Origin of the sequence: Deinococcus radiopugnans ATCC 19172 (genome assembly GCF_006335125.1) — a bacterium.
In the GTDB taxonomy this organism is placed as follows: domain Bacteria; phylum Deinococcota; class Deinococci; order Deinococcales; family Deinococcaceae; genus Deinococcus; species Deinococcus radiopugnans.
The window spans coordinates 20080-44567 of the sequence record NZ_VDMO01000021.1; the positions used below are offsets into that span (position 1 = coordinate 20080).

Here is a 24488-nt window from a genome sequence, read left to right on the forward strand (position 1 = left end):
GCAATCGAGTCCTTCTGACGGCCTCCCTGTTGCTCTTGCCCGCTGCCCTGGCGCAGGGTGCGCCCGCCGTGACGGCCAGCGCCGCCGTGACCGCCGCCCTGACCAACAACGCCGACGTGAAGACCGCGCAGGCCAATCTGGACAAGGCGCAGGCGGCCAACCGCGCCGCGCAGGCCGATCCCAGCGCGCTGGTGGCCGCCAAGCTGAGCGCGTCGGGCGGTCAGGCCCAGGCCCAGGCGGCGCTGCGCGGCGCGCGGCTCAACACCCTGCAAAGCACGGTCACGGCCTACACGGCGCTGCTGGAGGCGCAGGAGAACGTGGCGCTGCAGACCCTGCAGGTTTCGGTGGACAGCAAGGCGGTGCAGGTGGCGCAGGTCAAGCAGGGCATCGGCAACGCCACCGCGCTGGACGTGAACAATGCCCAGAACACGCTGTCGGGCAGCCAGCAGAACCTGGCAGATGCCAAAGCCCAGGTGGGCCTCGCCAGCGCGCGGCTGTCCACCCTGACCGGGCTGGGGGGCGGCGTACGGGCCGCCGGGGTGGCCACCGTGCCCAAGCTCAGCACCACCCTGAGCCGGTTGCAGGCGGGCCTGGGCACGCTGACCTCGCAGGTGTCGGCGAACAACGATCTGGCCGCCGCGCAGTTGAACGTCAAGCTGGCCGACAACGACTTCACCCCGGCCCGCACGCTGCAGGACGCCCGCACCGCCCTGGCGAACGCGCAGCGGGGCGTGGACAGCGCCGCCAAGAGTGCCGCGCAGGCCCTTGCCAGCGCATACCAGACAGCCCAAAACAGCGCCGAACTGCTGGGCGTAGCGCAGGCGCGTGAGGCGGCGGCCCTCAAGACCTACACCCAGGACGCCGCCCGCCTCAAGAGCGGCACCATCAGCCCGGTGGAATTGCAGACCTCGCAATTGAGCCTGAAAAAGGCGCAGTTCGCCCGCCTGCAGGCCCAGGACAACGTGCTGGAGGCCCTGGCCGCCCTGTCCGTCGCCAGCGGGCAGAACCTGACCGGCATCGGCGGGGCGCTGTGACCACCACGTCCACCCCTGCGCGCGGCCAGGCGGCGCGGCCCCGGCGCTGGCCGCTGTTCGTCCTGGGGGCGCTGCTGCTGGGCAGCGTGGGCGGCGGCGTGTACCTGGCGCGGACGGGCGCCGAGACCGCCGTGACCGCGCCCACCGTGACCACCGCGACGGTGCAGCGCGGCCAGGTGCGCATCAGCGTCAACGGCCCCGGCACGCTGGAGGCCGGGGCCACCCGCACGGTGGGGGCCGATCAGGCGGGCACGGTGGGGGCCGTGCCGCCGGTGGGCGAGCGCGTCACGAAAGGGCAGCTGCTGACCCGTCTGAGCAGCGACGCGGTGGAACAGAATGTCCAGACCGCCCAGCTGAATCTGGACAAGGCCCGCGCCAGCCTGGACGCCACCCGTGCGAACCAGGCCAGCAGCGCGGCGGGGCGCGGCAGCAGCGTGAGCAGCGCCGGGAACAGCGTCTTGGGGGCGCAGCAGACCCTGGCCGAGGCGCAGCGCACCCTGGACGGGCAGCGGCAACTGCACGCCATCGGCGCGCTGTCCGACGCCGATCTGAACGCCGCGCAGGCCACGGTCACGAAAGCGCAGCTCGCGCTGGACAGTGCCCGCGCGTCCCTGAGCGCCGCCCAGACCCAGAGCAGCACCGGGGCCAGCAGCGACGCCGAGAACCTGCGTGGCGCGCAGATCGCCGTGCAGCAGGCCCAGACTGCGCTGGAAACCGCGCAGCAGTCGCGTGCCAGCCTCAAGCTGTACGCGCCGATCAGCGGCGTGGTCAGCACGGTGAGCGCCGACGCGGGCACCGTGGTGAACAGCGGCACCACCATCCTGACCATCCTGGACGACAGCACCCTGAACCTGCCGGTGCAGATCGACGAAACCGAGATCGCGGGGGTGCAGGCCGGGCAGACGGCGGAGGTCACGCTGGACGCCTACGACGGCCAGACCTTTACCGGCAAGGTGGCGCGCGTGTCGCCGGGGGCCACGCAGTCCAGCGGCATCAGCGTGTTCACCGCCACCGTCACGCTGCCCAATCCGGACGGCCAGCTCAGGAGCGGCATGACCGCCGAGGCCGAGATCATCCAGAGCCAGGAACGCGGCCTGATCGTGCCTAGCAAGGCCATCCAGACGGTCAGGAACCGCAGTTACGTGGAGGTGCCGGGCGCCACGCCGGACGCGGAGCCGGAACGCGTGCGCGTCATGGCGGGCGCCACCGACGGCACGAATACCGTGATCACCGAGGGCCTAGAAGCCGGGCAGGACGTGATCGTGCCGGGCAGCGCGCGCGGGACATCCACTTCTGGCGGTTCTGGTTCTCCCCGCACCAACAACAGCGGCTTCGGCGGAGGCCCTCCCGGCGGCTTCGGAGGCGCACCGTGACCGCTTCCGGCGTGATGCAGGCGACGCGGCCGGTGGGTTCAGCGCCGCCCGTCGTGGACTTGCGCGGTATCCGCAAGGTCTACGAGCAGGGCGACGTGGTCTTCGAGGCCCTGAAAGGCGTGGACGTGCAGATCGGCCAGGGCGAGATGGTGGCCCTGATGGGGCCTTCGGGCAGCGGCAAGACCACGCTGATGCAGATCATCGGCCTGTTAGACCGCCCCAGCGCGGGCAGCTACGCCCTGGGCGGGCGCGACGTGACCACCCTGTCCGAGAACGAACGCGCCGAGGCCCGCAACACCGACATCGGCTTCGTGTTTCAGGCGTTTCACCTGCTGCCCCGGCTGAACCTGCTGGAAAACGTGGAGGTGCCGCTGACCTACGCCGGGGTGCCCGCCGCCGAGCGCCGCGAACGCGCCCTGGACGTGCTGCGCCGCGTGGGCCTGGAGGACAAGGCCCGCAACCTGCCCAGCCAGATCAGCGGCGGGCAGAAACAGCGCGTGGCGGTGGCCCGCGCCCTGGCCGGCAGTCCCCGCCTGCTGCTGGCCGACGAACCCACCGGCAACCTGGACACCCGCACGGGTGAGGAGGTCATGGCCCTGTTCGGTGAACTGCACGCCGAGGGCACCACGGTGGTGCTGGTCACGCACGAGCCGGAAATCGGGGCCTACGCCGAGCGAATCATCCGTGTGCGCGACGGCCTGATGGAATCCGATACGCGGCAGACCCCCCGACGGGCGGGCGGATGACGACTACCTCTGACCTGAAGCGTGAGGCGACGCCCACAGCACCGGCCTCTCCACCTCTGCGGCGCGGCATCGGTCTGGGCGGGGCCTTCACGATTGCGTGGCGGGCGATCATCGGCACGCCCATGCGCAGCGTCCTGACCGCGCTGGGCGTGATCATCGGCGTGGCGGCGGTGGTGGCGCTGACCGCCATCGGCCAGGGCAGCACGGCGGGCGTGACAGACCGGCTGGAATCGCTGGGCACCAACCTGCTGACCGTCCAGAGCGCGCGTGGCGGCGGGGGCGGCAGTCTGGTGCGCGGCGGCCCGCGCCAGACCATCACCGTCAAGGACGCCGAGGCGCTGGCCGCTGCTTTCGGAGACCGCGTGTCCGGCGTGGCCCCCACCGTCAACAGCAACGTGCAGGCCAAGCTGGGCCGCGTCAACACCCAGGCCAGCGTGGTGGGCACCTGGCCGGCCTACGCGGCGGTGCGCAACAGCCCCGTCGAGGCCGGCGACTACTTCACGCAGGCCGACGTGGACGGCCGCAAACGCACGGCAGTCATCGGTCACCAGGTGCTGGTGGACTTGTGGGGCGAGGGTGCGGCGGACACGGACGCCCTGAACCAGAAGATCCGCCTGGGCAGCGTGACCTTCACGGTGGTGGGCGTGCTGCCCGACAAGGGCAACAGCGGCTTCGGCAACGCCAACAGTCAGGTGCTGATCCCGCTGAGCACCTTCCTCCAGCGCTTCTCGCGCACCAACAGCGCGGGCGGACAGCCCACCGTCAGCAACGTCTACCTCTCGGCCAGCAACGCCAAAGACCTGACCCAACTTCAGACCGACGTGACCGATCTGCTCAGCGTGCGCCACGAGCAGACCGATCCTGAGAATCTGGACTTTCAGGTGCAGAACCAGGCCGACAGCCTCGCCAGCCTGAACGCCATCACCTCCACACTGACCATTCTGGTGGGGGCCATCGCAGGCATCAGCCTGCTGGTGGGCGGCATCGGGATCATGAACATCATGCTGGTCTCGGTCACCGAGCGCACCCGCGAGATCGGCGTCCGCAAGGCGCTGGGGGCCAAGCCGCGCGACATCCTCACGCAGTTTCTGGTGGAGGCCAGCCTGCTGTCCATCGGCGGCGGCGTCATCGGTCTGGGCCTGGGCGTCGCGGCGGCCTACGCGGGCAACTTCTTTGGCATCGCGCCGGTCTTCAGCGCCACGCCCATCGTCGTCGCGTTCATCTTCAGCGCCCTGGTGGGCATCTTCTTCGGCTACTACCCGGCGGCGCGGGCCGCGCGCCTGGATCCGGTGGACAGCCTCAGGTACGAGTGAGGCCAGCGCTGTGACCATCCGGCCTCAGCCCTCTTCCCAAGGAGCGAACTCCATGAAAAATATCCTCTTGCTGACCAGCGTTCTGACCCTCGCCGCGTTTGCCAGTGCACAGCAGACCACCCCGAACCGCCAGATGACGCCGGAAATGCGCGCGCGCATGGCCCAGTTCCAGACCGTCAACGATCTGGCGCAGGACATCCGCCTGCTGCCCGAACTGGAGAAGAACAAGGCCACCGCCATGAGCAAGGCGCAGGCCAAGCAACTGCTGCCGATCCTGACCGCCCTGCAAAAGGCCACGGGCGTGCAGCCCAACGACGCCAAGAAATACCTGACCCAGATCGAGGACAAGATCCTGACCGACAAGCAGCTCACGGCGCTGGATTCCCTGGTGCTCAAGGCCGAGAAGGAAAGGGAGGCCCAGCGCGCCCAGCGGCAGGCCGGCGGCGGCACTCAGGGCGGCGCGGGCGTGCGGATTCCCGGTGTGCCCGGCGGCCTGGGCGGTGGATTCGCGGGGCAGCGTCCCGGCGGTCAGGCCGCGAGGGGCGCGGCGGGCGGCCAGAACGCGCAGGGCGGCCCGTTCGATCCCACCAAATTCAACCCCTTCAAGCAGGGGCGCGCGGCGGACGCGTTGAAGGCGTATATCGCCGTGTTGCAGAAGAAGTAACGCGGAACACGCAAACGCGCCCTCGCCTCTATGGGAGGGGCGCGTTCACCTGCCCCTCTCGCTACAGCACCCCGGCGTAGATCTCGTCCAGCGTGAGCGTGTGGCCCAGGCAGGCGATCTCCACTTGGCCCTGCCCACTCAGCTCGGCCAGCGCCCAGGTCTGGCCCTGGCGCGTGTAGGCGTAGACCCGCCGTTCCTCCTGTTCCACGATCAGGTAGGTTTGCAGGCTGGGAATGGCGGTGTACATGCCGTACTTGCCCACCCGGTCATGCGCGGCGGTGCTGGGCGACAGGACTTCCACCAGCAAGCAGGGCGACGTTTCGGCCATCCGGGTTCCACTGTCCCTGTCGCACACCGCCATCACGTCCGGGTAAAAGAACGTGCTGCTGCCCTCCAGGCTCAGGCGCATATCGGACTGATGAACTCGGCAATCAGCTTTCCGGGCTGCCGCATGAAGCGCCGCAAAAATATTGCCACCGATCAGAGAATGAGACCTGCTCGCTCCCGCCTGCCCGTGCAGCGGGTACACGAAACCTCCCACGTACTCGCGCTTGTACGGGCTGAGTTCCTCGGTGCGGAGGTACTCTTCAACGCTCATCGCTTTGAAGGCCGGATCAGACATGCCCCAGGATACTCCCTGCCCCCCAATTGTCCCGCCCCCGCCGTGCTGAAATAGGGGTCTGATGGCCGCCCCCTCCCCCTTCAACGCGCAGCAGGCCGAGGCCGGGCGCACGCCCACGCTGGCGGTGCTGCTCGGCATCTTCATGGTGACGATCACGCCGTTCGTGGCCGGGCTGGTGCAGGGGCAGACGGCCGACTGGCTGCGCAACCTGCTCTACGCTTTTGCCACAGCTGTCCTGCTTTACAACGTCTGGCGCGGCAGCGTGTGGGCCTGGCGATTGACCGTGGGCTTCTGCATGGTGGCGGGGCTGGTGGTGTTCGTGATCGGTATGCTGGCCGGTTCGGTGGCGTGGCAGGGCTGGGTGGTCAGCGGGGCCGGGCTGGCCTACCTGCTGCTGGGCACGGCGCTGGTGGGCACCGCCGTGATCCGCGCGTTTCTGGATGCCCGCTGGGCAGCGCGCGGGCGGCAGCTGCGGGGCCGGGCGTGACCGACACGGCGGGCCGCCGCTTTACCGTGCAGGGCACCAACAACGCCTTCGTGTGCCGCAACTGCGGCGCGGAGGTCTTGCCGCTGACCAACGGCAGCGTCCGCAACCACTGCCCCGCGTGCCTGCACAGCCTGCACGTGGACGTGCTGCCGGGTGACCGCGCCAGCACCTGCCACGGCCTGCTGGTGCCGGTGGGCGCGGAGCAGAGCGGCAAGAAGGGCTGGATTCTGGTGCACCAGTGCCAGAAGTGCGGCTTCACGGGCCGCAACCGCGCCGCCCTGGACGATGCCCGGCAGCCGGACGACTGGGACGCGCTGATCGCGCTGACCACGCGGCGATAGGCAGGAGAGCCCCACACCCGGCAGACCGGACGGTATCCTGCCTCCCATGCTTCTCTGGCTTTTCTGCGCTGCCGTTGCGGTCAGCGCCACCTTTATCCTGGCCCTCAGTCTGGGGCCGCTCAAGGCCGCCGCGAACGTGCGGACGCTGCGAACTGTGGCCGCCGTGCAGTTCGCCGCCGCCGCCCTGCTGGCCGCCGCGCGCGTGACGGGGGCCGCGTGAGCGCCGCGCCGGGCGGGGTGCAGACCGTGGACCTGAACTTTCAGGCCACCCCCGGCGTGATCGCCGCCTACCTCCTGGACACCGGCGATGGGCTGGCGGTGGTGGACACCGGCCCTGGCAGTACCCTGCCTGCGCTGACGGCAGGCATCGAGGCGCTGGGCGCCACGCTGAACGACGTGCGCCACCTGCTGCTCACGCATATTCACTTTGACCACGCCGGGGCCGCCGGAACGATCCTGTCTCGGGTGCCGGAGGCGCGGGCCTACGTCCACGAGCGCGGCGCCAAACATTTGGCAAGCCCCGAACGGCTGGTGGCCAGCGCCACCCAGATCTACGGCGACGCGATGGAGCGTCTGTGGGGCGAGATGCTTCCCATCCCCCCCGAAAAACTGACCGTGCTGGCGGGCGGCGAGACCTTCCGCATCGGTGACCTGAGCGTCGACGCGCTGTACACGCCGGGCCATGCGGTTCACCATCTGGCCTACCACGTCGGGCCGGAGCTGTTCGTGGGCGATGTGGGTGGCGTGCGCCTGGACACGCACCAGACCCCGCGTGCGCCCACGCCGCCGCCGGACATCGATCTGGAGGCGTGGCGGCAGAGCGTGGCGGCGCTGCGCGGGCGCGACGCCCAGACCCTGCATCTGGCCCACTACGGCAGTTATGCCCATGACGCGGCCCACTGGGACGGCCTGCTGGACAAGATGGAACTGGACGCCGGGCGCATCCACGCCGGGATGGAGGCGGGCCAGGACTTCGAGGCGATCTCGAAGGGGTACACCAAAGTCCTGATGCAGGAACTGCTGGCAGAGGGGGAAGACCTGCCCGCCCGCTACAACTTCGCCTGCCCGCCGTGGATGAGCGTGCAGGGGCTGATGCGCTACTGGCAGAAGAAAGCGGTGCGTTCGTCTTGAGGGTGCTGGTGATCGGCGGCGGCGGGCGTGAACACGCCATCGTGCACGCCTGCGCCCGGCAGGGGCATACGGTGCTGTGTACCCCCGGCAACCCCGGCATTGCGGAGCTGGCCCAGGTGCTGGACAGCCCCCAGGACGCCGACGCGCTGGCCGAACTGGCGGTGCGCGAGGCGGCGGACGTGGTGATCGTCGGCCCGGAGGCGTACCTGGCGGCCGGGGTGGTGGACGCCTGCACGGCGCGCGGCGTGCCCGCCTTCGGCCCCACGGCGGCGGCCAGCCGATTGGAAGGCGACAAGGGCTGGAGCAAGGCGTTCATGCGGCGGCACGGGATTCCCACCGCGCACCATCAGACTTTCGATGATCTGGATGCGGCGCTGGCCCATCTGGACACCCAGTCCACCCCCACCGTGATCAAGGACGCCGCGTTGCGGGCGGGCAAGGGTGTCACGATTGCTCACACCCAGGCCGAGGCGGGAGCGGCCCTGCGCGACATCTTCAGCGTGCCGGACGCCTGCGCGGTCATTGAGGACTTCATGACCGGGCAGGAGGTGTCGGTGCTGGCCCTGACCGACGGCGTGGCGTTTGCCCTGACTCCGCCCAGCCAGGATCACAAGACCATCTTCGAGGGCGACATCGGCCCCATGACCGGCGGCATGGGCGTGATCTGTCCTTTCCCGCTGTCGGACGCTGATCTGGCGGCCATCCGGGAGCGCGTCATCGCCCCCACCCTGGCCGGCATGCGCGCCGAGGGGCTGCCGTTCTGCGGCGTGCTGTACGCCGGGTTGATGCTCACGCCGGACGGCCCGAAGGTGGTGGAATTCAACGCCCGCTTCGGTGACCCGGAGGCCGAGGCCGTACTGCCCCTCCTGCAAAGTGACCTCGCCCAGCATTGCCTGGACGCGGCGCGGGGCCAGTTGGAGCCGCAGACCGTCCGCTTCAGCGACGATGCCAGCGCGGTGGTCATTCTGGCGGCCCCCGGCTACCCCGGCGATCCGCTGCGCGGCGTGCGGCTGGGCCTGCCGGACGTGGGTGAAGACGAGATCATCTACCACGCCGGAACCCGCGAGTTGGACGGCGGGTTGCAGAGCAGCGGCGGACGCGTGCTGGCCGTCACGGCGGTGGCCCCGACGCTGAACACGGCCCTGGCGCGGGCCTACGCGCTGGCCGACCGGGTGGAGTTCGAGGGCGCGCAGCTGCGGCGCGACATTGGGGGCCGGATTGGGGCGCGTGCGGGAGAAGCGTGACGCTCTATCCCCGCACTGTTCCCGGCATTTCGTGAGCTGCGGCCTGCTCCTGTCTCCCGCTTTCCTGTAAACTGCCGGGCTGACCCTGCCTCTGGCCCCCCGCTGGAGAGAGGCGAGAGGACGGAGGAGAGCGCATGACTCAAACAGTAGATTCGCCCGCGATTGTCAATAAACAAACAGTGGGCATCCAAAACGTGGGAAGCCGCAAGGTGGGTTTCATCAGCCTGGGCTGCCCCAAGGCGCTGGTGGACAGCGAACGCATCCTGACGCAACTGCGGGTGGAGGGTTACGAGGTGGCGAGCAGCTACGAGGGCGCGGACGCCGTGATCGTCAACACCTGCGGCTTCATCACGCCCGCCGTGGAGGAATCCCTGAGCGCCATCGGCGAGGCGCTGGAGGCCACGGGCCGCGTGATCGTCACCGGCTGCCTGGGCGAGCGCCCCGACAAGATTCTGGAACGCCACCCCAAAGTCGCCGCCATCACCGGCAGCGAGGCGGTGGACGACGTGATGATGCACGTGCGCGAGCTGCTGCCCATCGAAACCGACGAGTTTACCGGTGTGTTGCCCGTCGCGGCCCCCGGCATGCGCCCCGAGCGTGAGGTCACCAAGCACGGCGACGTGTTCGCCCCCACCATCAAGCTGACGCCCCGGCACTACGCCTACGTCAAGATCGCCGAGGGCTGCAACCACACCTGCGCGTTCTGCATCATTCCCAAACTGCGCGGCCTTCAGGTCTCGCGCGACGCGGGCGCGGTGCTGTACGAGGCCTTCCGCCTGATCGCAGGCGGCACCAAAGAGCTGATGGTGATCTCGCAGGACACCAGCGCCTACGGCGTGGACGTGCGTTACCGCGAGTCCGAGTTCCAGGGCGAACAGGTCCGCGCCCACCTGACCGATCTGGCCGTCAAGCTGGGCGAGATGGGCGCATGGGTGCGGATGCACTACGTCTACCCGTACCCGCATGTCGATAAAATCGTGGAGCTGATGGCGCAGGGCAAGATCCTGCCGTACCTGGACGTGCCGCTGCAACACGCCTCGCCGCGCATCCTGCGGCTGATGCGGCGGCCCGGCGCGGGCAAGCAGCTGGACACCATCCGGCGCTGGCGCACCATCTGCCCCGAACTGACCATCCGCAGCACCTTTATCGTCGGCTTTCCCGGCGAGACCGAGGAAGAATTCGGCGAGCTGCTGACCTTTTTAGAGGACGCGAGGCTAGACCGCGTGGGGGCCTTCGCCTACTCGGATGTAGAGGAGGCCGACGCCAACGCCCTGCCGGACCCCGTGCCGGACGACGTGAAGCAGGAGCGGCTGGCCCGCTTTATGGAAGTCGCCCAGCGTATCAGCACCGAGCGGCTGGCCGAGAAGGTGGGCCGCGTGATGGACGTGATCGTGGATGAATTCAACGACGATGAGGGCGACGCGCCGGGCACTCGCCTGATCGGGCGTACCAAGGGCGACGCGCCCGGCATCGACGGTCAGGTCTACCTGTTCGCGGGCGACTTCGCGGGTCAGGTGAAGATTGGCGACATCGTGCGCGCCCGAATCGAGGACAGCGACGAATACGATCTATTCGGGGAAGTGGTGGAACGGCCAGAGTGGAGGCCGAACGTGCCGCAATTGGGGCATTTCGGGGGGCATCACTGAAGCTGCTGTAGAGAGTGAAGAGCAATGAGGGCCGCGTGATCGAGACGCGGCCCCCATTGCTTTGACCGAGCGTTATGCCCCTGGCGTGTACCGCCCCAGCAAGAACTTCACCACATCCTCTGCCCTGTATCCCAAAGGCCACGCGGCGATGTCGTTCAGGCTGTCGCCGCTGGTCATCAGCGAATCTTCCACGTAGCCGCCCTTCTGGACCTGGGCGTAGCCGGCGTCGGTCATCAGGGCGTTGCACAGGCATTTGCGGCCCACGGTGTCCTCGATCTTGCCGCCCTTGGCGACGTAGGCGTCTACGGGTTCGGCGGCGCAGCGCAGGCCGGTCTTGCCGTCTTCTGCGGCGTAGGCCTCGCGCAGATAGCCGATGTCGCACACACGCGGGCGGGCCGCGTACAGCTCCGGGCGGGCCAGCGTGTCATCCATCTGCACCACCTTGAACGGGAAGCCGGTGGGCGAGGCCAGCGGATCGGTGTACACGTCCACGCCGCCATTCTTGGTCTGCACATGCACTTCCTCGCGCAGATCGTTCCGCAGGCCGCTGTCGGCGCAGTAGGCAAACAGCGTGCCCACCTGAATGCCCGCCGCGCCGCGTGAGAGCGCTTCCTGCAACGCTTCGGGGGTGGCGCGGCTGCCGGCCAGCCAGAAGGGGAGGCCCAGCTTCTTCATCTCGTCCAGATCGGCAATGTCGCGCTCGCCGTAGATCGGCTGGCCGGACTCGTCAAAGGTGGGGGTGCCGCGCGGCGGGGCGTTGTGGCCCCCGGCGGTGGGACCTTCAATGACAAACCCCTCCACCGATCCGCTGGCCTTTTTCATCAGCACCCCGGCCAGAATGTGCGAGGTGACAATCGGGTAGAACTTCGGGCGTGGCAACTGCCGCCGTTCCAGCCCGTACTCGGCGGGATCGAAATTCAGGACGGCGGCGTCCCCGCCCTTCACGTCCAGCTTGATCGAGGCCTGCCCGCCCGCTGCGAACGCGTCCAGCACGCCGGGAATCTCACGGGGAATGCCCGCACCCATGATCACGGTGTCGGCCCCGGCCAGCATCGCGCCGTACAGCGCCGGGACGGTATGCAGTTGCAGCTTGGTCAGCAGGTTGACGCCCACCGGGTTGTCGTGGCCCTCGCGGGCCAGAAAGACCTCCACGAAGCTGCCCATCACGCCCAGTTCCCAGGCTGCGCCGTGCTTGGTGACGGTGGGTAGCGGCACGCGGCGGTAGGCCTGGCCCGGCTCGCGCCCGCCTTCCAGGAAATACATCCGGATAACCTTCTCGGCGCGTGCCTGGTTGGGGTAGTGCCCAAGGGCGCGGCGCACATGCCCGCCCTCGTCGCCGTCCTGCAGGCGGCGCACCAGCACGTTGTCGATGCCGGTACACGACACGATGCCCAGTTGCCCGATCCGGGACACGGCCTGCGCCAGCCCCCAGTGCGAGATGCCCACGCCCATGCCGCCCTGGATGATCTGCGGCAGGGCGGGTGTGCGGGGCGCGGGGGCGGCGGAGGTGGTCATTGCGGGAGTTTGCGTCATGTTGGGTACCTTTTGGAACGCCGCAAGCGGCGGGGTCAAAGCGGATGAAGCGCTGGAGGAGGCCATCAACGGGGTGTCAGGAGACCAAAAGGCAGCGTCACCCCAGATTTTATTCGCCCAGTATTTCACTGCTCCGGCCAGGGGTGTCCAACTTGGAACGCAGTCAAAAGGTGGGCCTAATACGCATTCCGGGCGTGGAGTGGGTCAGCCCGCGCTCTGCCGGAGGGTGAACGAAACAGACGGCAGTTCGTTCTGCACCTGTTTGCTTCGCTCGTCCCTCCATCGTTTTGTCGAGGATTCCACTGGTGTCCCTATCACGCGGCCAGAAGGTGGGCGCAGCCGGGCCTTAAAGCGGCCACAGGGCGATCTGGAGCGGTGGAAGGCCACTGTAAGGCTGCGGCGCCTACACTTCTGCCGTGAATCTCGACGTCTTGCTGGTGGTCTTCGCTGGGCTGTTCGGCCTGCTGGTGGGCTCTTTTTCCAACGTACTGATCTGGCGGCTGCCGCGCGGTGAGAACATCGCCTTTCCGCCCAGTCATTGCCCCCACTGTGACCACGGCCTGTCCCCGCGCGATCTGGTGCCGCTGTTCTCGTGGCTGTCGCTGGGCGGCAAATGCCGCTACTGCCGCGCGCCGATCAAGACCCGTTACCCCATCGTCGAGGCGCTGACCGGGCTGGGCTACGCTGCCATTGCCCTGCTGTTTCCCCTGACCCTGTACGGCGCGGGCAGCCTGGGCCTGATGGTGCTGTTCACGCTGCTGCTGGTGGGCAGCGCCATTGATCTGGACACCTACACCCTGCCCGACGAATTGACATTGCCGGGCGTGGCCCTGGGTCTGCTGTTCGGGTTTTTTAATGGTCGCAACGGGGTAGAGGGGCTGCCTGATCTGGCCGGCGCGGTCAATGGGGCGCTGCTTGGGGCCGGGCTGCTCGTCGCCATCAACCAGTTCGGTTCGTGGGTGCTGAGGCGCTTCCGCGAACGCCAGTATCCAGAGTTTCCTATTGGCTTTCAGCAGATCAGCCTCGGCCTGCTGGCGGGGGCGTGGCTGGGGCCGTGGTGGGGCGCGGGCGTGGGAGTGCTGTCGGCGGCGGTCAACGGCATCAGCCGCCGTGTGGTCCGCGTTCCCGAACTGCTGACCCTGGGCGGCCTGCTGCTGAGCGTGGTGGTGGGCAGCGCGGGCGGCGGCCCCGGTTTGATCCTGATGGTGCAGGGCTCTTTGGCGGCGGCAGGCGGCGTGTCGCTGGTGGCCGGCGTGTACTGGTGGATCAAGCACCGCCGGGGCGCGGCGAATGACAGTACAGGCGACGGCGCAGAGGACCACTACGACGCCAGCGCGATGGGCTTCGGTGACGTGAAACTGGCCGCCGTGATCGGCGCCTTCCTGGGCTGGGAGCGGCTGCTGGTGGCCCTGCTCGTCGCCGTCTTCGCCGGTGCGATCATCGGCGTGGTTCAGCTGGCCCGCAAGCAGGAAAACCGGGTCAAGTTCGGTCCGTTCCTGGCCTTCGGCGCACTGGTGGCGCTGATCTGGGGCGCGGGCATCGTGGCGGGTTACCGGGGCATGCTGGGGTTGTAACCTGCCGGATCAAAGGAGGGGAGGCCACGGCGATTTACAGTGGCCTCCCCTCCTCTCACGATGACGTCAGATCACTTGAGCATGGACACGTTGATGGCCGTGCAGGTCACGCCCGCGTCCGCCGGGGTGCCGTCCGGGCCGGTGGCGGTGTGGATGTTGAAATACTTGGCGTCCATGATGGCCGCCTTGTCCACGCTGCCCGACAGGCTGAGCATACCGGTGGCGTCGGTCTGGCCCACGATCTTGCTGGCCATGATGGGATCGCCGCCGCTGGCGCAGGGATCGGCACTCTTGGTGCCCATCAGGTGGTAGTGGGCGACGTAGTAGGTGCTGGGGGCCAGCCCCATGACCTTGGCGGTGGTCATGACCATGGTGCCGTCCATCTTGGGCATCACCGTGCCGCTGGAGTTCAGCGCCATCCCGTCGGGCTGCTTGGCCAGCGTGTACGACATCATGTTGCCCGACATCATGGTGCAGGCGCTAAGGGCAACGGCCAGGGCGGGCAGCATCAGAATATTTTTCATAGTGGAACCTCCATGAAGCTCTGAATTGTCTATCGCCTCGCAGTGTGCCGCGTGTACATGCACCTGAGTGTTGGTTTCCCCGCTTTGTAATGGAGCCCTTAAGGGGACTCATCAAGCTGGACTGTGGCCTGAAGTGGGTGGTCACGCGGCGGGTGGCCGTCCAGACCGCACAGTCTGATCCGCACCTGGGGCTTATACTCGGTTCAATTCCCCTCACATCCATCTCCTGCGAGGTTCCGCCATGACTGCCCTTGCCCCTTCCTCCGACCCGACACAGCCCTCCGAAACGGACCTGCGCCGCCTGTTCCAGACCCAGCGGGACTGGCGCTGGCGGGCCGCGCAGACGGGGGCCGCCGAGCGGCAGGCGATCCTGCGGCGGCTGCACGACGCGCTCAAGGCCGGGCGGGTGGCGCTGGCCGACGCCCTGGCCCTCGATCTGGGCAAGAGCCGCGCCGAGGCCGAGATCACCGAGATTCATCCGGTGCTGGAGGAATTGCAGTTCATCATCCGCCGCCTGCCGCGCTGGATGGCCCCGCGCCGGGTCAGCACGCCGCTGATGCTGGCCGGGGCACGCAGCGAGGTGCAGTTTCAGGCGCGCGGCGTCACCCTGATCCTGAGTCCCTGGAATTACCCGGTCAATCTGGCCCTGTCGCCGCTGATCGCCAGCTTGGCGGCGGGCAACACGGTGATCCTGAAGCCCAGCGAGAAAGCGCCGAACGTCGCGCGTGCCCTGCGGGACCTGCTGGAGGGTGTCTTCGAGCCACGGCTGGTGGCGGTGGTCGAGGGCGACGGCGCGGTGGCCCACACCCTGACCACGCTGCCCTTTGACCACATTTTTTTCACCGGCAGCGGCGAGATCGGGCGCAAGGTGATGGCCGCCGCCGCCCAGAACCTCAGCAGCGTCACCCTGGAACTGGGCGGCAAGTCGCCGGCCCTCGTGCATCCCAGCGCGGACCTGAAAACGGCCGCTGAGCGCGTCGCCTGGGGCAAGCTGTTGAATGCCGGGCAGACCTGCGTGGCGCCCGACTACGTGCTGCTGCCGGAACCCATGCGCGACGCCTTTGTGCTGGAGGTGGACGCGGTGATCGCCCGCCGCTACGGGGACCGCGCGTGGCTGCGGGTCGGTCCCGATTACGGCCGCATGGTGGACGCGGCCAGCGTTGAGCGGCTGCAACGGCTGACCGACCACAGCGTGGAGCAGGGCGCGCGGGTGGCGCTGGGCGGCGAGTTCGATCCGGCCGAGCGGTTCATCTCGCCCACCGTGGTCACGGACGTGACACCCGAGATGCCCCTGATGGGGGAGGAACTGTTCGGCCCGGTGCTGCCGGTGCTGACCTACCGCAGGTTTGAAGACGCGCTGGCGCTGGTCCGCCGTCTGGACCCCCCGCTGGCCCTCTACCTGTTCGCTGAGGACGAGGCGGCGGTGGCGCAGGTGGGGCAGGAGACCACCAGCGGCGGCCTGGTGATCAACGGCGCGGTCATTCATCTGACCAACCCTCACCTGCCCTTTGGCGGGGTGGGGCCGAGCGGCATGGGCAACTACCACGGCGAACACGGTTTCCGAACCTTCAGCCACGAGCGGGCCGTCCTGCGCGAGCCGCGCCCGTCGCCGGTGCGGCTGATGTACCCGCCGTATGGCCGCCCGCTGCCGCGCCTGACCGCCTGGGCCCTTCGGCTGCTGGAACGTCAGGCCGGGCCGCGCGAGTAGCGGCGCGTGAGTCGGACGGGTGAAGACTGGAAGTTCACGGCGGTCATCACGGCGGGGGGGCGGTCCAGCCGCTTCGGCTCGGACAAGGCGCTGGCGCTGCTGGACGGCCAGCCCCTGCTGCGCCACGTCGCCGACAGCCTGCAGGCGTGCCCCACCCGCCTGCTGATCGCGCCCCCTGGCCGGTACACCCTGGCGGGCTGGGAGGTGATTCCCGACACCCGCCCCGGCGAGGGACCGCTGGCCGGATTGGAGGCGGCCCTGAACCACGCCCAGACCCCGTGGCTGGCCTTCACCGGCGTCGATCTGCCTGGGCTGACGCCTGGGTTCTGGGGGGCACTGGCGCGGGCGCGTACGCCAGCCGCACGGGCGGTATTGGCCCTTGACGGCGCGGGCCGCCCGCAACCGCTGGCTGGGCTGTACCACCGCGATCTGCTGCCGCACGTCACAGCTCTGCTCGACAGCGGTGAGCGGCGCTTGAGGCTGGCCGCGCCTTTCGAGCAGTGCGTGCATCTGGCGGGGTTGTCGTCCGCCCTGCGGAACGTGAATACGCCAGCCGACCTGACGGCCCTGGCCGCCGAACGTGCCCTCTGATTCAAGCCCAAAAAAAGCCGCCTGTGTCGGCGGTATTAATAAAGAATATAGCGCGGTATTCAGCCGCTGTCAAATCCATGCACCCGGTGGTAGTGGACTTCCGAGCATGACGGGTGTTCAATGAATCATGAACGGTTTGAAGTGTCCGCAGTGCGGGGGCGTCTACATCGTCAAAAACGGCCACGCACACACAGGAAAACAGCGTTACCTCTGCCGGGTGTGCACGTTCCAATTCACCCTGAACCACGCTCGGCCTCCGATTTCCCCTGAAAAAGTGCAGTTGGTGGACCGTTTGCTGTCTGAGCGCATCTCCCACCGTGGCATTTGCCGGGTGGTGGGGGTCAGCCGAACTTGGTTTCGCCATCACCTGCAATCGCTGGCTCAGACCGTGCCACACCGCATTGATCCACAGGAGGTGGTGTCCTCAAAACGGTGAGCACTCCAGCGCCAGCGCCGCTGGTGCTGGAGTGCGATGAGTGATGCACGTTTGTGGCACGGCACACCCGTCAGCTCTGGATCTGGCTGGCCATGGACCGACACACGCGCAAAATCGTGAGCTGCTTTATGGGACGTCGGGATGCTGTCAGCGCCTTTGGCTTGTGGGAGGGCCTGCCCACCCCTTATCTCGATGCGGTCTGTCATACAGACCGCCTGGGGGCCTACAAAAGTGTTGTTTTTGGCGCCCTGCACCGCATCGGCGGCACCCAGCATATCGAGCGATTCAATGCCACCCTACGGGTTCGAGTGGCACATCTGGTGCGCCGCACGCTGTCCTTCAGCCGGAAACAGGCCAACCTGGAAATGCTGATCTGGCTGTTCATCCACCGCTACAACGCGTCATTACCTTGAACCCTCTACCCATGGGGTCTTTCGCCGCTGCGGAGAGAAGGTTTTCGATGGTCATCAACGGGTGAGAGCACTTGGGGAGGCCGGTCTCAGGCTTCTTTCCCCTGCTTGGCACATCCGAAAGAGGCCAGAGCAAGTTGCCCTGGCCTGCTCACGAACGGGTGAGACTTACTCGCGCTCGACGTTCCGCAAGAAGGCAGGAATGTCGTAGTCCTTGGGATCGTAGGTGCTGCCGCTGCCCCGGATCGGGCGGACGATGTTGTCGATCACGCTGCCCCGGGCGCCGCCGCTGGCGATGCTCATGGGCGTCTCGTTGAAGCCGGTGGCGATCACGGTCACACGCACCTCGTCGCCCGCCGCCTCGTCCGGGGTGATGCCGAACAGGATGTCGGGGTCCTCGAAGCCGGTGGCCTCGCGGATCTTCTCGACGATCTCGTTGGCGTCGGTCATGCTCAGGTCATAACTGCCGGTCACGTTGACCAGGATGCGGCGCGCGCCCTGGATGCCGCGCTCCAGCAGCGGGCTGTGGATGGCGCTCATGGCGGCTTCCTCGGAGACCTTCTCGCCCCGGCCTGCGCCGATGCCCATCAGGACCGTGCCGCTGTTGGACAGCAGGTTGCGCACGTCGGCGAAGTCCAGGTTGATCATGCCCTCGACGTTGATCACGTCGCTGATCCCCTTGACGCCGTAATACAGCACGCGGTCGGCGATCAGGAAGGCCTCGCGGAACGACACCTTCTTGTCCACGGCGGTCAGCAGCTTCTCGTTGTCCACCACGATCATGCCGTCGACCGCATCGGCCAGCTTGCTGATGCCTTCCTCGGCGATTCGCAGGCGTTTGGGACCCTCGAAACGGAAGGGGCGCGTGACGATGGCCACGGTCAGGATGCCCATTTCACGGGCGATCTGCGCCACCACCGGAGCCGAGCCGGTGCCGGTGCCGCCGCCCATGCCCGCCGTGATGAACAGCATGTCGGTGCCGCCCAGGTACTCCTTGATGTGCTCGCGGTCTTCCAGGGCCGCCTTCTCGCCCACGTCCGGGTCTGCGCCCGCGCCGAGCCCACGGGTCAGGCGGTCCCCCAGCTGGATCCGGATCTCGGCGTGGCTCTTGGCCAGCACCTGAGCGTCCGTGTTGCCGGCAATGAACTCCACACCCTCAAGTCCCGATTCAATCATGCGGTTGACGGCGTTGTTGCCCGCCCCGCCCAAACCGATCACACGAATTCTGGCCGCTTGCATCTATCTTCTCCTTGCCTCACCATCCTGCCGGGCAGGAAGAGGTCGCTTTCTGGGTGGTGGTAGTTTAGCGCACCCTCATACAGGGTTGAGACGGTGCGGCGGAAATCCCGGGGGAGGGGGGCATAAAGGAAGGCGAGAACCGAAACGAATCAGCTCTCACGCGCCTCTCTTGCCCCTGCGCCACCTCAGGTCCATTCCTTGAGCCAGTTGCGGACCCGGTTGATCAGGCTCGCGCCGGTGTCGCCCGAGCCCGGTTTGGGGGCCGGAGGCGTGGGTCTGGGCGTGGGCTTGACGATGGTGGGTTCCTGGTCCGGATAAGGATCGGGCCGGGGGGCCTCGATGGGATCGGGTTCCTTGAAGACGATCTGCGGCACCCGTCCGTTCTCGCCCAGGCTGTACAGCACCAGCCCCACGCTCGCGGTGTGTTCCGGGCCGCCGACGATGTCGGTCAGGCCGCCGATACCGCGCGGGCGGCCGATGCGGACGGGCAGGCGGAAGCGGTCACGGGCCAGCTCCACCGTGCCGCGCAGCAGCGCCGCGCCGCCGGTCAGGACCACGCCCTGCGCCACCAGTTCGGCGGGGCCGAGGGTGTGGTCGATCTCCTCGCGGATCATCGAGAAGATCTCCGACAGGCGCGGCTTGATGATGCGCGACAGCTCGAAGGCGCTGATGGCGTGGGTGCTGCCCGACGCGGTGGTGATCTCGAGCGTCAGGTCCTGATCGGCCAGATCGGGCAGGGCCGAGCCGTAGCGCTTCTTGACGTTCTCGGCCTCCTCCATGGGAATCTTCAGGATCTGCGCCAGGTCCGCCGTGACGTGCTCGCCGCCGATGGGAATGGTGGCCGAGTGCGCCAGATTGCCGCGCTTGAACACCCCGATGTCGGTGGTGCCGCCGCCCATATCGACCACGATGACTGTCTGGGTCTGTTCCAGCGCCTCCAGCGTCGCCAGCCCCGAGGCCAGGACGTGCAGCACGAAGCCCTCGACCTGCAGCCCGGCCTCCTGCACGCAGCGGCGCAGGTTCAGCAGCGGCCCGGCAGTGCCGGCCACGATGTGCACGTCGACTTCCAGCCGGACACCGTGCATGCCCACCGCGCTCTTGATGCCTTCCTGGCCGTCTACCACGTATTCCTGCGGCAGCGTGTGGATGATCTCCAGGTTGGGGTCCAGCGGCACGGCGCGGGCGTTCTCGATGGCGCGGTCCACGTCACTCTGACCGATCTCCTGGTTGCGCCGGATGGCGGCCAGACCGTGGCTGGTGATGGCCTTGGCGTGGTTGCCGGCCACGCACACGTAGACGCTGCTGACCTTGACGCCGGCCACCCGCTCGGCGGCCAGCACGGACTGCTTGATGGCGTGGGTGGCCCGTTCCAGGTTGACCACGCTGCCGCGCTTCATGCCCTCGCTGGGCACGCTGCCCTCGCCGATGATGTCGATGCCGCCGCCAGAGGCGACCTCGCCGATGACGGTGGTGATTTTGGTGGTCCCGATGTCCAGGCCCACGATGATCGTGTTGTCCTTCATTCCTGGACGCTCACCCCCCAGGGGTAGATGTTGATGTTCTGTTTTGGGTACATGCCGATACTCCCAGCATACTTCAGTAAGGATTTGAGGTCGCCGCTCCACACGGACCCGGCGGGCATTTTTGCCCGGAGTCCGGTTGGCGTGTAGGCCACCGACTCAACATTGTAACCGCCCAGGACCGTTAAGACCTTCAGGGCTTCGGGCAGCCGGGACGGTCCCCAGCCCTGGATCAGGGGCAGGCGGGCCAGTTCAGCGTCTTTTTCTGAGAGCCGGGGCAGGACCGTGCCGTCGGCGGCCAGCGCCACCACCGTGCCGTTGTCCTTCTGCCAGCGGGCCACCGGCTGCCGCTCGTTGACCTGCACCGTCACCGCATCGGGAAAATGCCGCGTCACCACCGCCGAACGGACCCAGGGATCGTCCAGCAGGCCGCGTGCCCGCCACGCCCCGTAGTATAGCCAGCCGAACCCGGGGGTCAGGCCCGCCAGTTCACGCACGCGCCCGGCGCTCAGGTGCCGCTCGCCCGTCACCTCGACGGCGCGGATGGGCAGCGCGAACCAGCTGGCGGCCAGGGCCCCGGTCAGCAAGACGCCCCCGCCAAGCCACCACCAGCGGCGGCGGGAGGGTGGCCGCAGAGTGGACAGCGTGGGGGAGGCCGCGTGCTCCACTTCAGGAGGAGTCCCGTCTGGCCCGTTCACTGCCGCTCCACGGCCCACGGACGCGATGTGGAAGTAGATGCCGCCTGTCCCTGCGCTCCGCCGGGCCATAGCTCGTATTCCAACTCCAGCGGCACACCGACGCGCTGACGGATCAGGTCCAGCAGCGCGTGAACGTCGCCGGCGGTCGCGCCGCCCAGGTTGACGATGAAATTGGCGTGCTCCGGGGCGATCAGCGCGCCCCCCACCCGCGTGCCCTTCAGCCCGGCCTCGTCGATCAGTCGCCCGGCGCCGACGCCACCGGGGTTCTTGAAGGCGCACCCCGGCGTTTTCATCTTGGGCTGGCCCTTGCGGGCAGTGTCGGCCAGCGTCATCTTGGCCAGCACCTCTTCCGGTGTGCTGCGCTGAAGCTTCAGGCGCACCCGCGTCACGATGTGGCCGCGCGGAATGCCGCTGTTGCGGTAGCCCCAGCGCAGGTCGTCGGGGCTGAGCACCTGCAGGCCGTCCGGCGTGGCGATTTCCAGCGTGTGCAGGCCGTCGAACATCTCGCCGTAGCGCGTGCCGGCGTTCATCCAGACCGCGCCGCCCACCTGCGCGGGGATGCCCACGGTGCCTTCCAGGTTGCCCAGCCCCAGCTTTTGCAGCGCGCGGACCAGCCCCGGCAGCGGCACTCCGCCGCCCACCCAGCCGGTCACGAGCGCGTCGCCCTCGCTGAGGTCGGGGTCCGGCGTCAGGTCACGCTCGGCCAGCGGGCCGCTCAGGCGAATCACCCGCTCCGGCACCCCCTCGTCGGCGATCACCAGATTGCTGCCGCCACCCAGGATGCGGTACGGCGCCGACATTGCCTCGGCCAGTTGCTCGTGGGTGGCGACGAACCAGACCTCGGCCTCGCCGCCCACGCCCAGCGTCGTGAAGCGGGCCAGGGGCAGGCGCTGCACACGCGCGCCCGTCTGGCTTTCAGACGCGGCGGTCATGGCCGGGCCCCGGCCGGGTCCACCAGCTCGCGCGCCAGCTTCCAGACGTCGCCCGCCCCCATCGTCACGATCACGTCGCCGGGGGCCGCCGACTCGCTCAGCACACGCAACACCTCGGCGCGGTCCGGCAGGTAGCGCACGCCCGCGTGCCCGTTGGCGGCCATGCGCCCGGAGATCAGCGTGGCGTGGATGCCCTCGATAGGCGTTTCGCTGGCAGCGGCGATGTCCAGCAGCAGCACCTCGTCGGCGTCCATCAGGGCGTCGGCCAGCCGGGGCCAGCTCTGCTGCGTTCTCAGGTACCGGTGCGGCTGAAACACCACCCGCACGCGCCGCCCGGTCTGGCGTGCGGCCTGCACGGCGGCGGCCACCTTGGTGGCGTTGTGCGCGTAGTCGTCGATCACCAGCGCTCCATTCAGGGTGCCGACGCGCTGCCAGCGGCGCCCCGGTCCCCCGAAGGCTGCCAGCGCCGCCGCTGCCGCCTCAAATTCACCGCCGTACAGGTGGCCCACCGCCAGCGCCGCCAGCGCGTTCAGGACGTTGTGCACACCGGGCAGCCCCACACGGGCCTCGCCCAGCGTCTCGCCCTGAAAAGTCACAGTGAACGAGGTCCCATCCGGGTCCGGGCGCAGATTGACGGCGCGGTAATCGGCCCCCATCGCCTGCCCGTAGCTGAGGATCTCTTTTGCCCCGGTACACAGCTCACGCAGCCCCGGCCAGTCGGCGCACAGCAGCACGCGCCCGGACTGCGCGACATACTGCGCGAACCCGGCGTGCTGCTCCTCCACCGTGGCCCAGTACGTCGCCTGATTGCCGCCCACGTGGTCGTCCTCGGCATTGGTGAACACGGCGGTTTCGCTGCCCAGCTCGGCGAAGGCGCGGTCCGACTCGTCCACCTCGGCCACAAAAGGACCGGCGCCCACACGGGCATTGCTGCCGAATTCCGGCACGATGCCGCCCACGAAGGCCGAGGGGTCCAGCCCGGCCCCGATTAGCGCCACGGCGATCATGCTGGTGGTGGTGGTCTTGCCGTGCGTGCCGATCACGCCGATGCTCGGCCCGGCGCGCAGCAGTTCGTCCAGCAGCGCCATGCGCGGGCGGACCTCGATCCCCGCCTCACGCGCGGCCACCAGTTCGGGGTGCGACTTGGGCACCGCCTCAGAGGCCACCAGCACGTCGATTTTGCCGTGGGGCCGGGTGGTGATGTGCGTCGCTGAGTGCCCGCAGTCCACAGGGATGCCCTCGGCCTGCAATTGTGCCGTCAGCTCGGTCACCGACTCGTCGCAGCCGCTGACCCGTGCGCCGCGCGCCCGCAGCAGCCGGGCAAAGGCGCTCATGCCGATGCCGCCGATGCCCATCAGGTGGTAGTGCAGCGGCTCGGGACGGGCCGCGTCGGGGGTGGGGGAAGGCAGGGAAGGGTCAGTCATGTTGGAAGGGGAATGGGGGGCCATCAGCGCAGGCTGCCTTCGATCAGGTCGGCAAAGCGGGCGGCGGCGCCCACCGGGGAGCGGCCCAGCGCCGCGTCGCGCATCTCGGCGCGGGCGGCGGGTGAGGCACACTGTAACACCGCCGCCCCCAGCTCGGCGCTGACGCGGGCCTGCTCGACCAGAATGCCGGCCCCCGCCTCCTGCACCATGCGGGCGTTGTGAAACTGGTGGTTCTCCGCCGATTCGGGCAGCGGCACCATGATGGCCGGCACCCCGTGAAAGGCGGCCTCGGCCAGGGTGCCTGTCCCGGCCCGCGTGATGGCCAGATCCGCCGCCGACCACGCCGCCACCGCGTCCACAAACCCGGTGGCGTGGTACCAGTCCATGTCCTGCACCCGCGAGGCCACCTCTGGAAACCAGCGCGGCCCGGTGGAGTGCAGCACCTGTATCGCCTCGCTGCCCACCGCCTCCGAGACCAGATCGCGGAACAGGTTACGCTCGCCCTGCGGCTCGAACTGCAGGTCGATGCGGGCGGTGGTGGCCGCCGAGCCGCTTTCCAGCAGACCCTCGGTGCCCAGGATGTTGCGCAGCGTGTCTGGAACGTGATTGTTCAGGAACAGCGAGCCCTGCGAGCCGCCCATCACCAGAATGGTCAGCGGGCCGGTGCGCAGCTTCAGACGGCTCAGCGCCGCCATGCGGTCCATGCGTTCCTCGCGCACCGGCATGCCCACCATCGTCGCCTTGCGGGGGTCCAGGCCCAGCACCCGCTCGTAGGCGGTACCCACCGCCCGCGCCCGCCGCACCGCCAGCCGCTGGGTCAGGCCCAGGCGGGCGTTCTGCTCGTGCAGCACCGTGGGAATTCGCAGGCTCTGGGCGGCCAGCACCCCCGGCAGGCTGGCAAAGCCGCCGTAACCCACCACCACACCCGGCCGCAGTTTGGACAGCACCGCCCGCGCCTGCGCCACGCCCTGCCCGGCGCGGATCAGCTCGCGCGGGTCGGGGCGGCCCTGCCCGCTGCGGGCCAGTTTGCCCGCGTCCACGCCCTGAAACAGCAGGCCCTGCTCGGCGGCAATGCGTTCTTCCATGCCGCCGCGCTGTCCCAGGATCATCGCCGCGTGCCCGCGCCGCGTGAGTTCGTGTGCGGTCGCCACCGCCGGGTAAATGTGTCCGCCCGTTCCACCTGTCGCCATCACCACCAGAGCCATTGGGGCGCAGTGTAGAGGATGGGGTGCGTGGTGGGGGACGGACGGGGCCGGACCACCGGGTCAACCCGATCACCGGGAGAAGTCCGCGCCGGA

25 protein-coding genes are annotated in these 24488 nt (G+C 68.5%); 16 read left to right on the top strand and 9 right to left on the bottom strand.

Annotated elements, in window-relative coordinates; all coding sequences use genetic code 11:
• Positions 1-35: 35 nt before the first annotated feature.
• From FHR04_RS16120 to FHR04_RS16140, 5 genes are read left to right on the top strand one after another with little or no spacing between them, the layout of a single operon-like run.
• A complete protein-coding gene (locus FHR04_RS16120; protein ID WP_249039166.1) occupies positions 36-1034 on the top strand; it encodes a TolC family protein in 999 nt (332 codons plus the stop codon).
• On the top strand, positions 1031-2407 hold the full coding sequence (locus FHR04_RS16125; protein ID WP_139404307.1) for an efflux RND transporter periplasmic adaptor subunit: 1377 nt from the start codon (positions 1031-1033) through the stop codon (positions 2405-2407). Before FHR04_RS16120 ends, FHR04_RS16125 begins: the two co-directional genes overlap by 4 nt.
• Positions 2404-3153, top strand: a complete 750-nt coding sequence (locus FHR04_RS16130; protein ID WP_311734731.1) for an ABC transporter ATP-binding protein — start codon at positions 2404-2406, stop codon at positions 3151-3153. Before FHR04_RS16125 ends, FHR04_RS16130 begins: the two co-directional genes overlap by 4 nt.
• Complete coding sequence (locus tag FHR04_RS16135) at positions 3150-4466, top strand: ABC transporter permease (RefSeq protein ID WP_139404308.1); 1317 nt, start codon at positions 3150-3152, stop codon at positions 4464-4466. The genes FHR04_RS16130 and FHR04_RS16135 overlap by 4 nt, the downstream gene beginning before the upstream one ends.
• 52 nt (positions 4467-4518) lie before the next feature.
• Positions 4519-5130, top strand: a complete 612-nt coding sequence (locus tag FHR04_RS16140) for a hypothetical protein (protein WP_139404309.1) — start codon at positions 4519-4521, stop codon at positions 5128-5130.
• Between the two features lie 61 nt (positions 5131-5191).
• Here the strand turns inward: FHR04_RS16140 and FHR04_RS16145 are convergent, their stop codons facing one another.
• Complete coding sequence (locus FHR04_RS16145; RefSeq protein ID WP_139404310.1) at positions 5192-5752, bottom strand: Uma2 family endonuclease; 561 nt, start codon at positions 5750-5752, stop codon at positions 5192-5194.
• A gap of 61 nt (positions 5753-5813) precedes the next feature.
• Here FHR04_RS16145 and FHR04_RS16150 point away from each other — a divergent pair, with 61 nt between their 5' ends.
• The 6 genes from FHR04_RS16150 (at position 5814) to rimO (ending at position 10601) form a co-directional block, all read left to right on the top strand.
• Positions 5814-6239 (top strand): hypothetical protein, encoded by a 426-nt coding sequence (locus tag FHR04_RS16150; RefSeq protein WP_039682428.1) that lies wholly within the window; start codon positions 5814-5816, stop codon positions 6237-6239.
• Positions 6236-6580, top strand: coding sequence for an RNHCP domain-containing protein (locus FHR04_RS16155; protein ID WP_039682430.1), 345 nt, complete (start codon positions 6236-6238; stop codon positions 6578-6580). Before FHR04_RS16150 ends, FHR04_RS16155 begins: the two co-directional genes overlap by 4 nt.
• Positions 6581-6626: 46 nt before the next feature.
• A complete protein-coding gene (locus tag FHR04_RS21030) occupies positions 6627-6800 on the top strand; it encodes a hypothetical protein (protein WP_170213988.1) in 174 nt (57 codons plus the stop codon).
• A complete protein-coding gene (locus tag FHR04_RS16160) occupies positions 6797-7711 on the top strand; it encodes an MBL fold metallo-hydrolase (protein WP_139404311.1) in 915 nt (304 codons plus the stop codon). Before FHR04_RS21030 ends, FHR04_RS16160 begins: the two co-directional genes overlap by 4 nt.
• A complete protein-coding gene (gene purD, locus FHR04_RS16165; RefSeq protein WP_139404312.1) occupies positions 7708-8955 on the top strand; it encodes a phosphoribosylamine--glycine ligase in 1248 nt (415 codons plus the stop codon). Before FHR04_RS16160 ends, purD begins: the two co-directional genes overlap by 4 nt.
• Before the next feature lie 134 nt (positions 8956-9089).
• Positions 9090-10601: a 30S ribosomal protein S12 methylthiotransferase RimO gene (gene rimO, locus FHR04_RS16170; RefSeq protein WP_221265573.1), complete on the top strand. Its 1512-nt coding sequence runs from the start codon at positions 9090-9092 to the stop codon at positions 10599-10601.
• A gap of 72 nt (positions 10602-10673) precedes the next feature.
• Here the strand turns inward: rimO and FHR04_RS16175 are convergent, their stop codons facing one another.
• The gene (locus FHR04_RS16175) at positions 10674-12116 is read right to left on the bottom strand and encodes a beta/alpha barrel domain-containing protein (protein WP_249039167.1); all 1443 of its coding nucleotides are present in this window, start codon (positions 12114-12116) and stop codon (positions 10674-10676) included.
• A 434-nt stretch (positions 12117-12550) separates the two neighbouring features.
• Here FHR04_RS16175 and FHR04_RS16180 point away from each other — a divergent pair, with 434 nt between their 5' ends.
• Positions 12551-13708 carry a prepilin peptidase gene (locus FHR04_RS16180; protein WP_139404313.1) on the top strand — a complete coding sequence of 386 codons (1158 nt, stop codon included), beginning with the start codon at positions 12551-12553 and terminating at the stop codon, positions 13706-13708.
• A 71-nt stretch (positions 13709-13779) separates the two neighbouring features.
• On the opposite strand, the gene FHR04_RS16185 is transcribed toward FHR04_RS16180, so the two are convergent.
• Positions 13780-14232 carry a hypothetical protein gene (locus tag FHR04_RS16185; protein WP_039682438.1) on the bottom strand — a complete coding sequence of 151 codons (453 nt, stop codon included), beginning with the start codon at positions 14230-14232 and terminating at the stop codon, positions 13780-13782.
• Positions 14233-14473: 241 nt separating this feature from the next.
• Between FHR04_RS16185 and FHR04_RS16190 the strand changes: the two genes are divergently transcribed.
• From FHR04_RS16190 to FHR04_RS16200, 4 genes are all read left to right on the top strand, one after another.
• Complete coding sequence (locus FHR04_RS16190) at positions 14474-15940, top strand: aldehyde dehydrogenase family protein (RefSeq protein ID WP_139404314.1); 1467 nt, start codon at positions 14474-14476, stop codon at positions 15938-15940.
• 6 nt (positions 15941-15946) lie between these two features.
• The gene (mobA, locus tag FHR04_RS16195; RefSeq protein ID WP_139404315.1) at positions 15947-16531 is read left to right on the top strand and encodes a molybdenum cofactor guanylyltransferase; all 585 of its coding nucleotides are present in this window, start codon (positions 15947-15949) and stop codon (positions 16529-16531) included.
• 127 nt (positions 16532-16658) lie between these two features.
• The gene (locus tag FHR04_RS21695) at positions 16659-16967 is read left to right on the top strand and encodes an IS1/IS1595 family N-terminal zinc-binding domain-containing protein (RefSeq protein ID WP_417323661.1); all 309 of its coding nucleotides are present in this window, start codon (positions 16659-16661) and stop codon (positions 16965-16967) included.
• Between the two features lie 53 nt (positions 16968-17020).
• Entirely contained in the window at positions 17021-17380 is a 360-nt protein-coding gene (locus tag FHR04_RS16200; RefSeq protein WP_139404316.1) for an IS1 family transposase, read from the top strand.
• Positions 17381-17545: 165 nt separating this feature from the next.
• Here the strand turns inward: FHR04_RS16200 and ftsZ are convergent, their stop codons facing one another.
• The 6 genes from ftsZ to murG all read right to left on the bottom strand — a co-directional run bounded on the left by ftsZ (position 17546) and on the right by murG (position 24395).
• Positions 17546-18616, bottom strand: coding sequence for a cell division protein FtsZ (ftsZ, locus tag FHR04_RS16205; RefSeq protein WP_039682443.1), 1071 nt, complete (start codon positions 18614-18616; stop codon positions 17546-17548).
• Between the two features lie 185 nt (positions 18617-18801).
• On the bottom strand, positions 18802-20139 hold the full coding sequence (gene ftsA / locus FHR04_RS16210) for a cell division protein FtsA (protein ID WP_139404317.1): 1338 nt from the start codon (positions 20137-20139) through the stop codon (positions 18802-18804).
• Positions 20136-20723 (bottom strand): cell division protein FtsQ/DivIB, encoded by a 588-nt coding sequence (locus FHR04_RS16215; RefSeq protein WP_249039168.1) that lies wholly within the window; start codon positions 20721-20723, stop codon positions 20136-20138. The genes ftsA and FHR04_RS16215 overlap by 4 nt, the downstream gene beginning before the upstream one ends.
• A 107-nt stretch (positions 20724-20830) precedes the next feature.
• Entirely contained in the window at positions 20831-21766 is a 936-nt protein-coding gene (locus FHR04_RS16220; protein ID WP_139404319.1) for a UDP-N-acetylmuramate dehydrogenase, read from the bottom strand.
• Entirely contained in the window at positions 21763-23190 is a 1428-nt protein-coding gene (murC, locus tag FHR04_RS16225) for a UDP-N-acetylmuramate--L-alanine ligase (protein ID WP_139404320.1), read from the bottom strand. The genes FHR04_RS16220 and murC overlap by 4 nt, the downstream gene beginning before the upstream one ends.
• 23 nt (positions 23191-23213) lie before the next feature.
• Positions 23214-24395, bottom strand: a complete 1182-nt coding sequence (murG, locus tag FHR04_RS16230) for an undecaprenyldiphospho-muramoylpentapeptide beta-N-acetylglucosaminyltransferase (RefSeq protein WP_139404321.1) — start codon at positions 24393-24395, stop codon at positions 23214-23216.
• Positions 24396-24488: the final 93 nt, after the last annotated feature.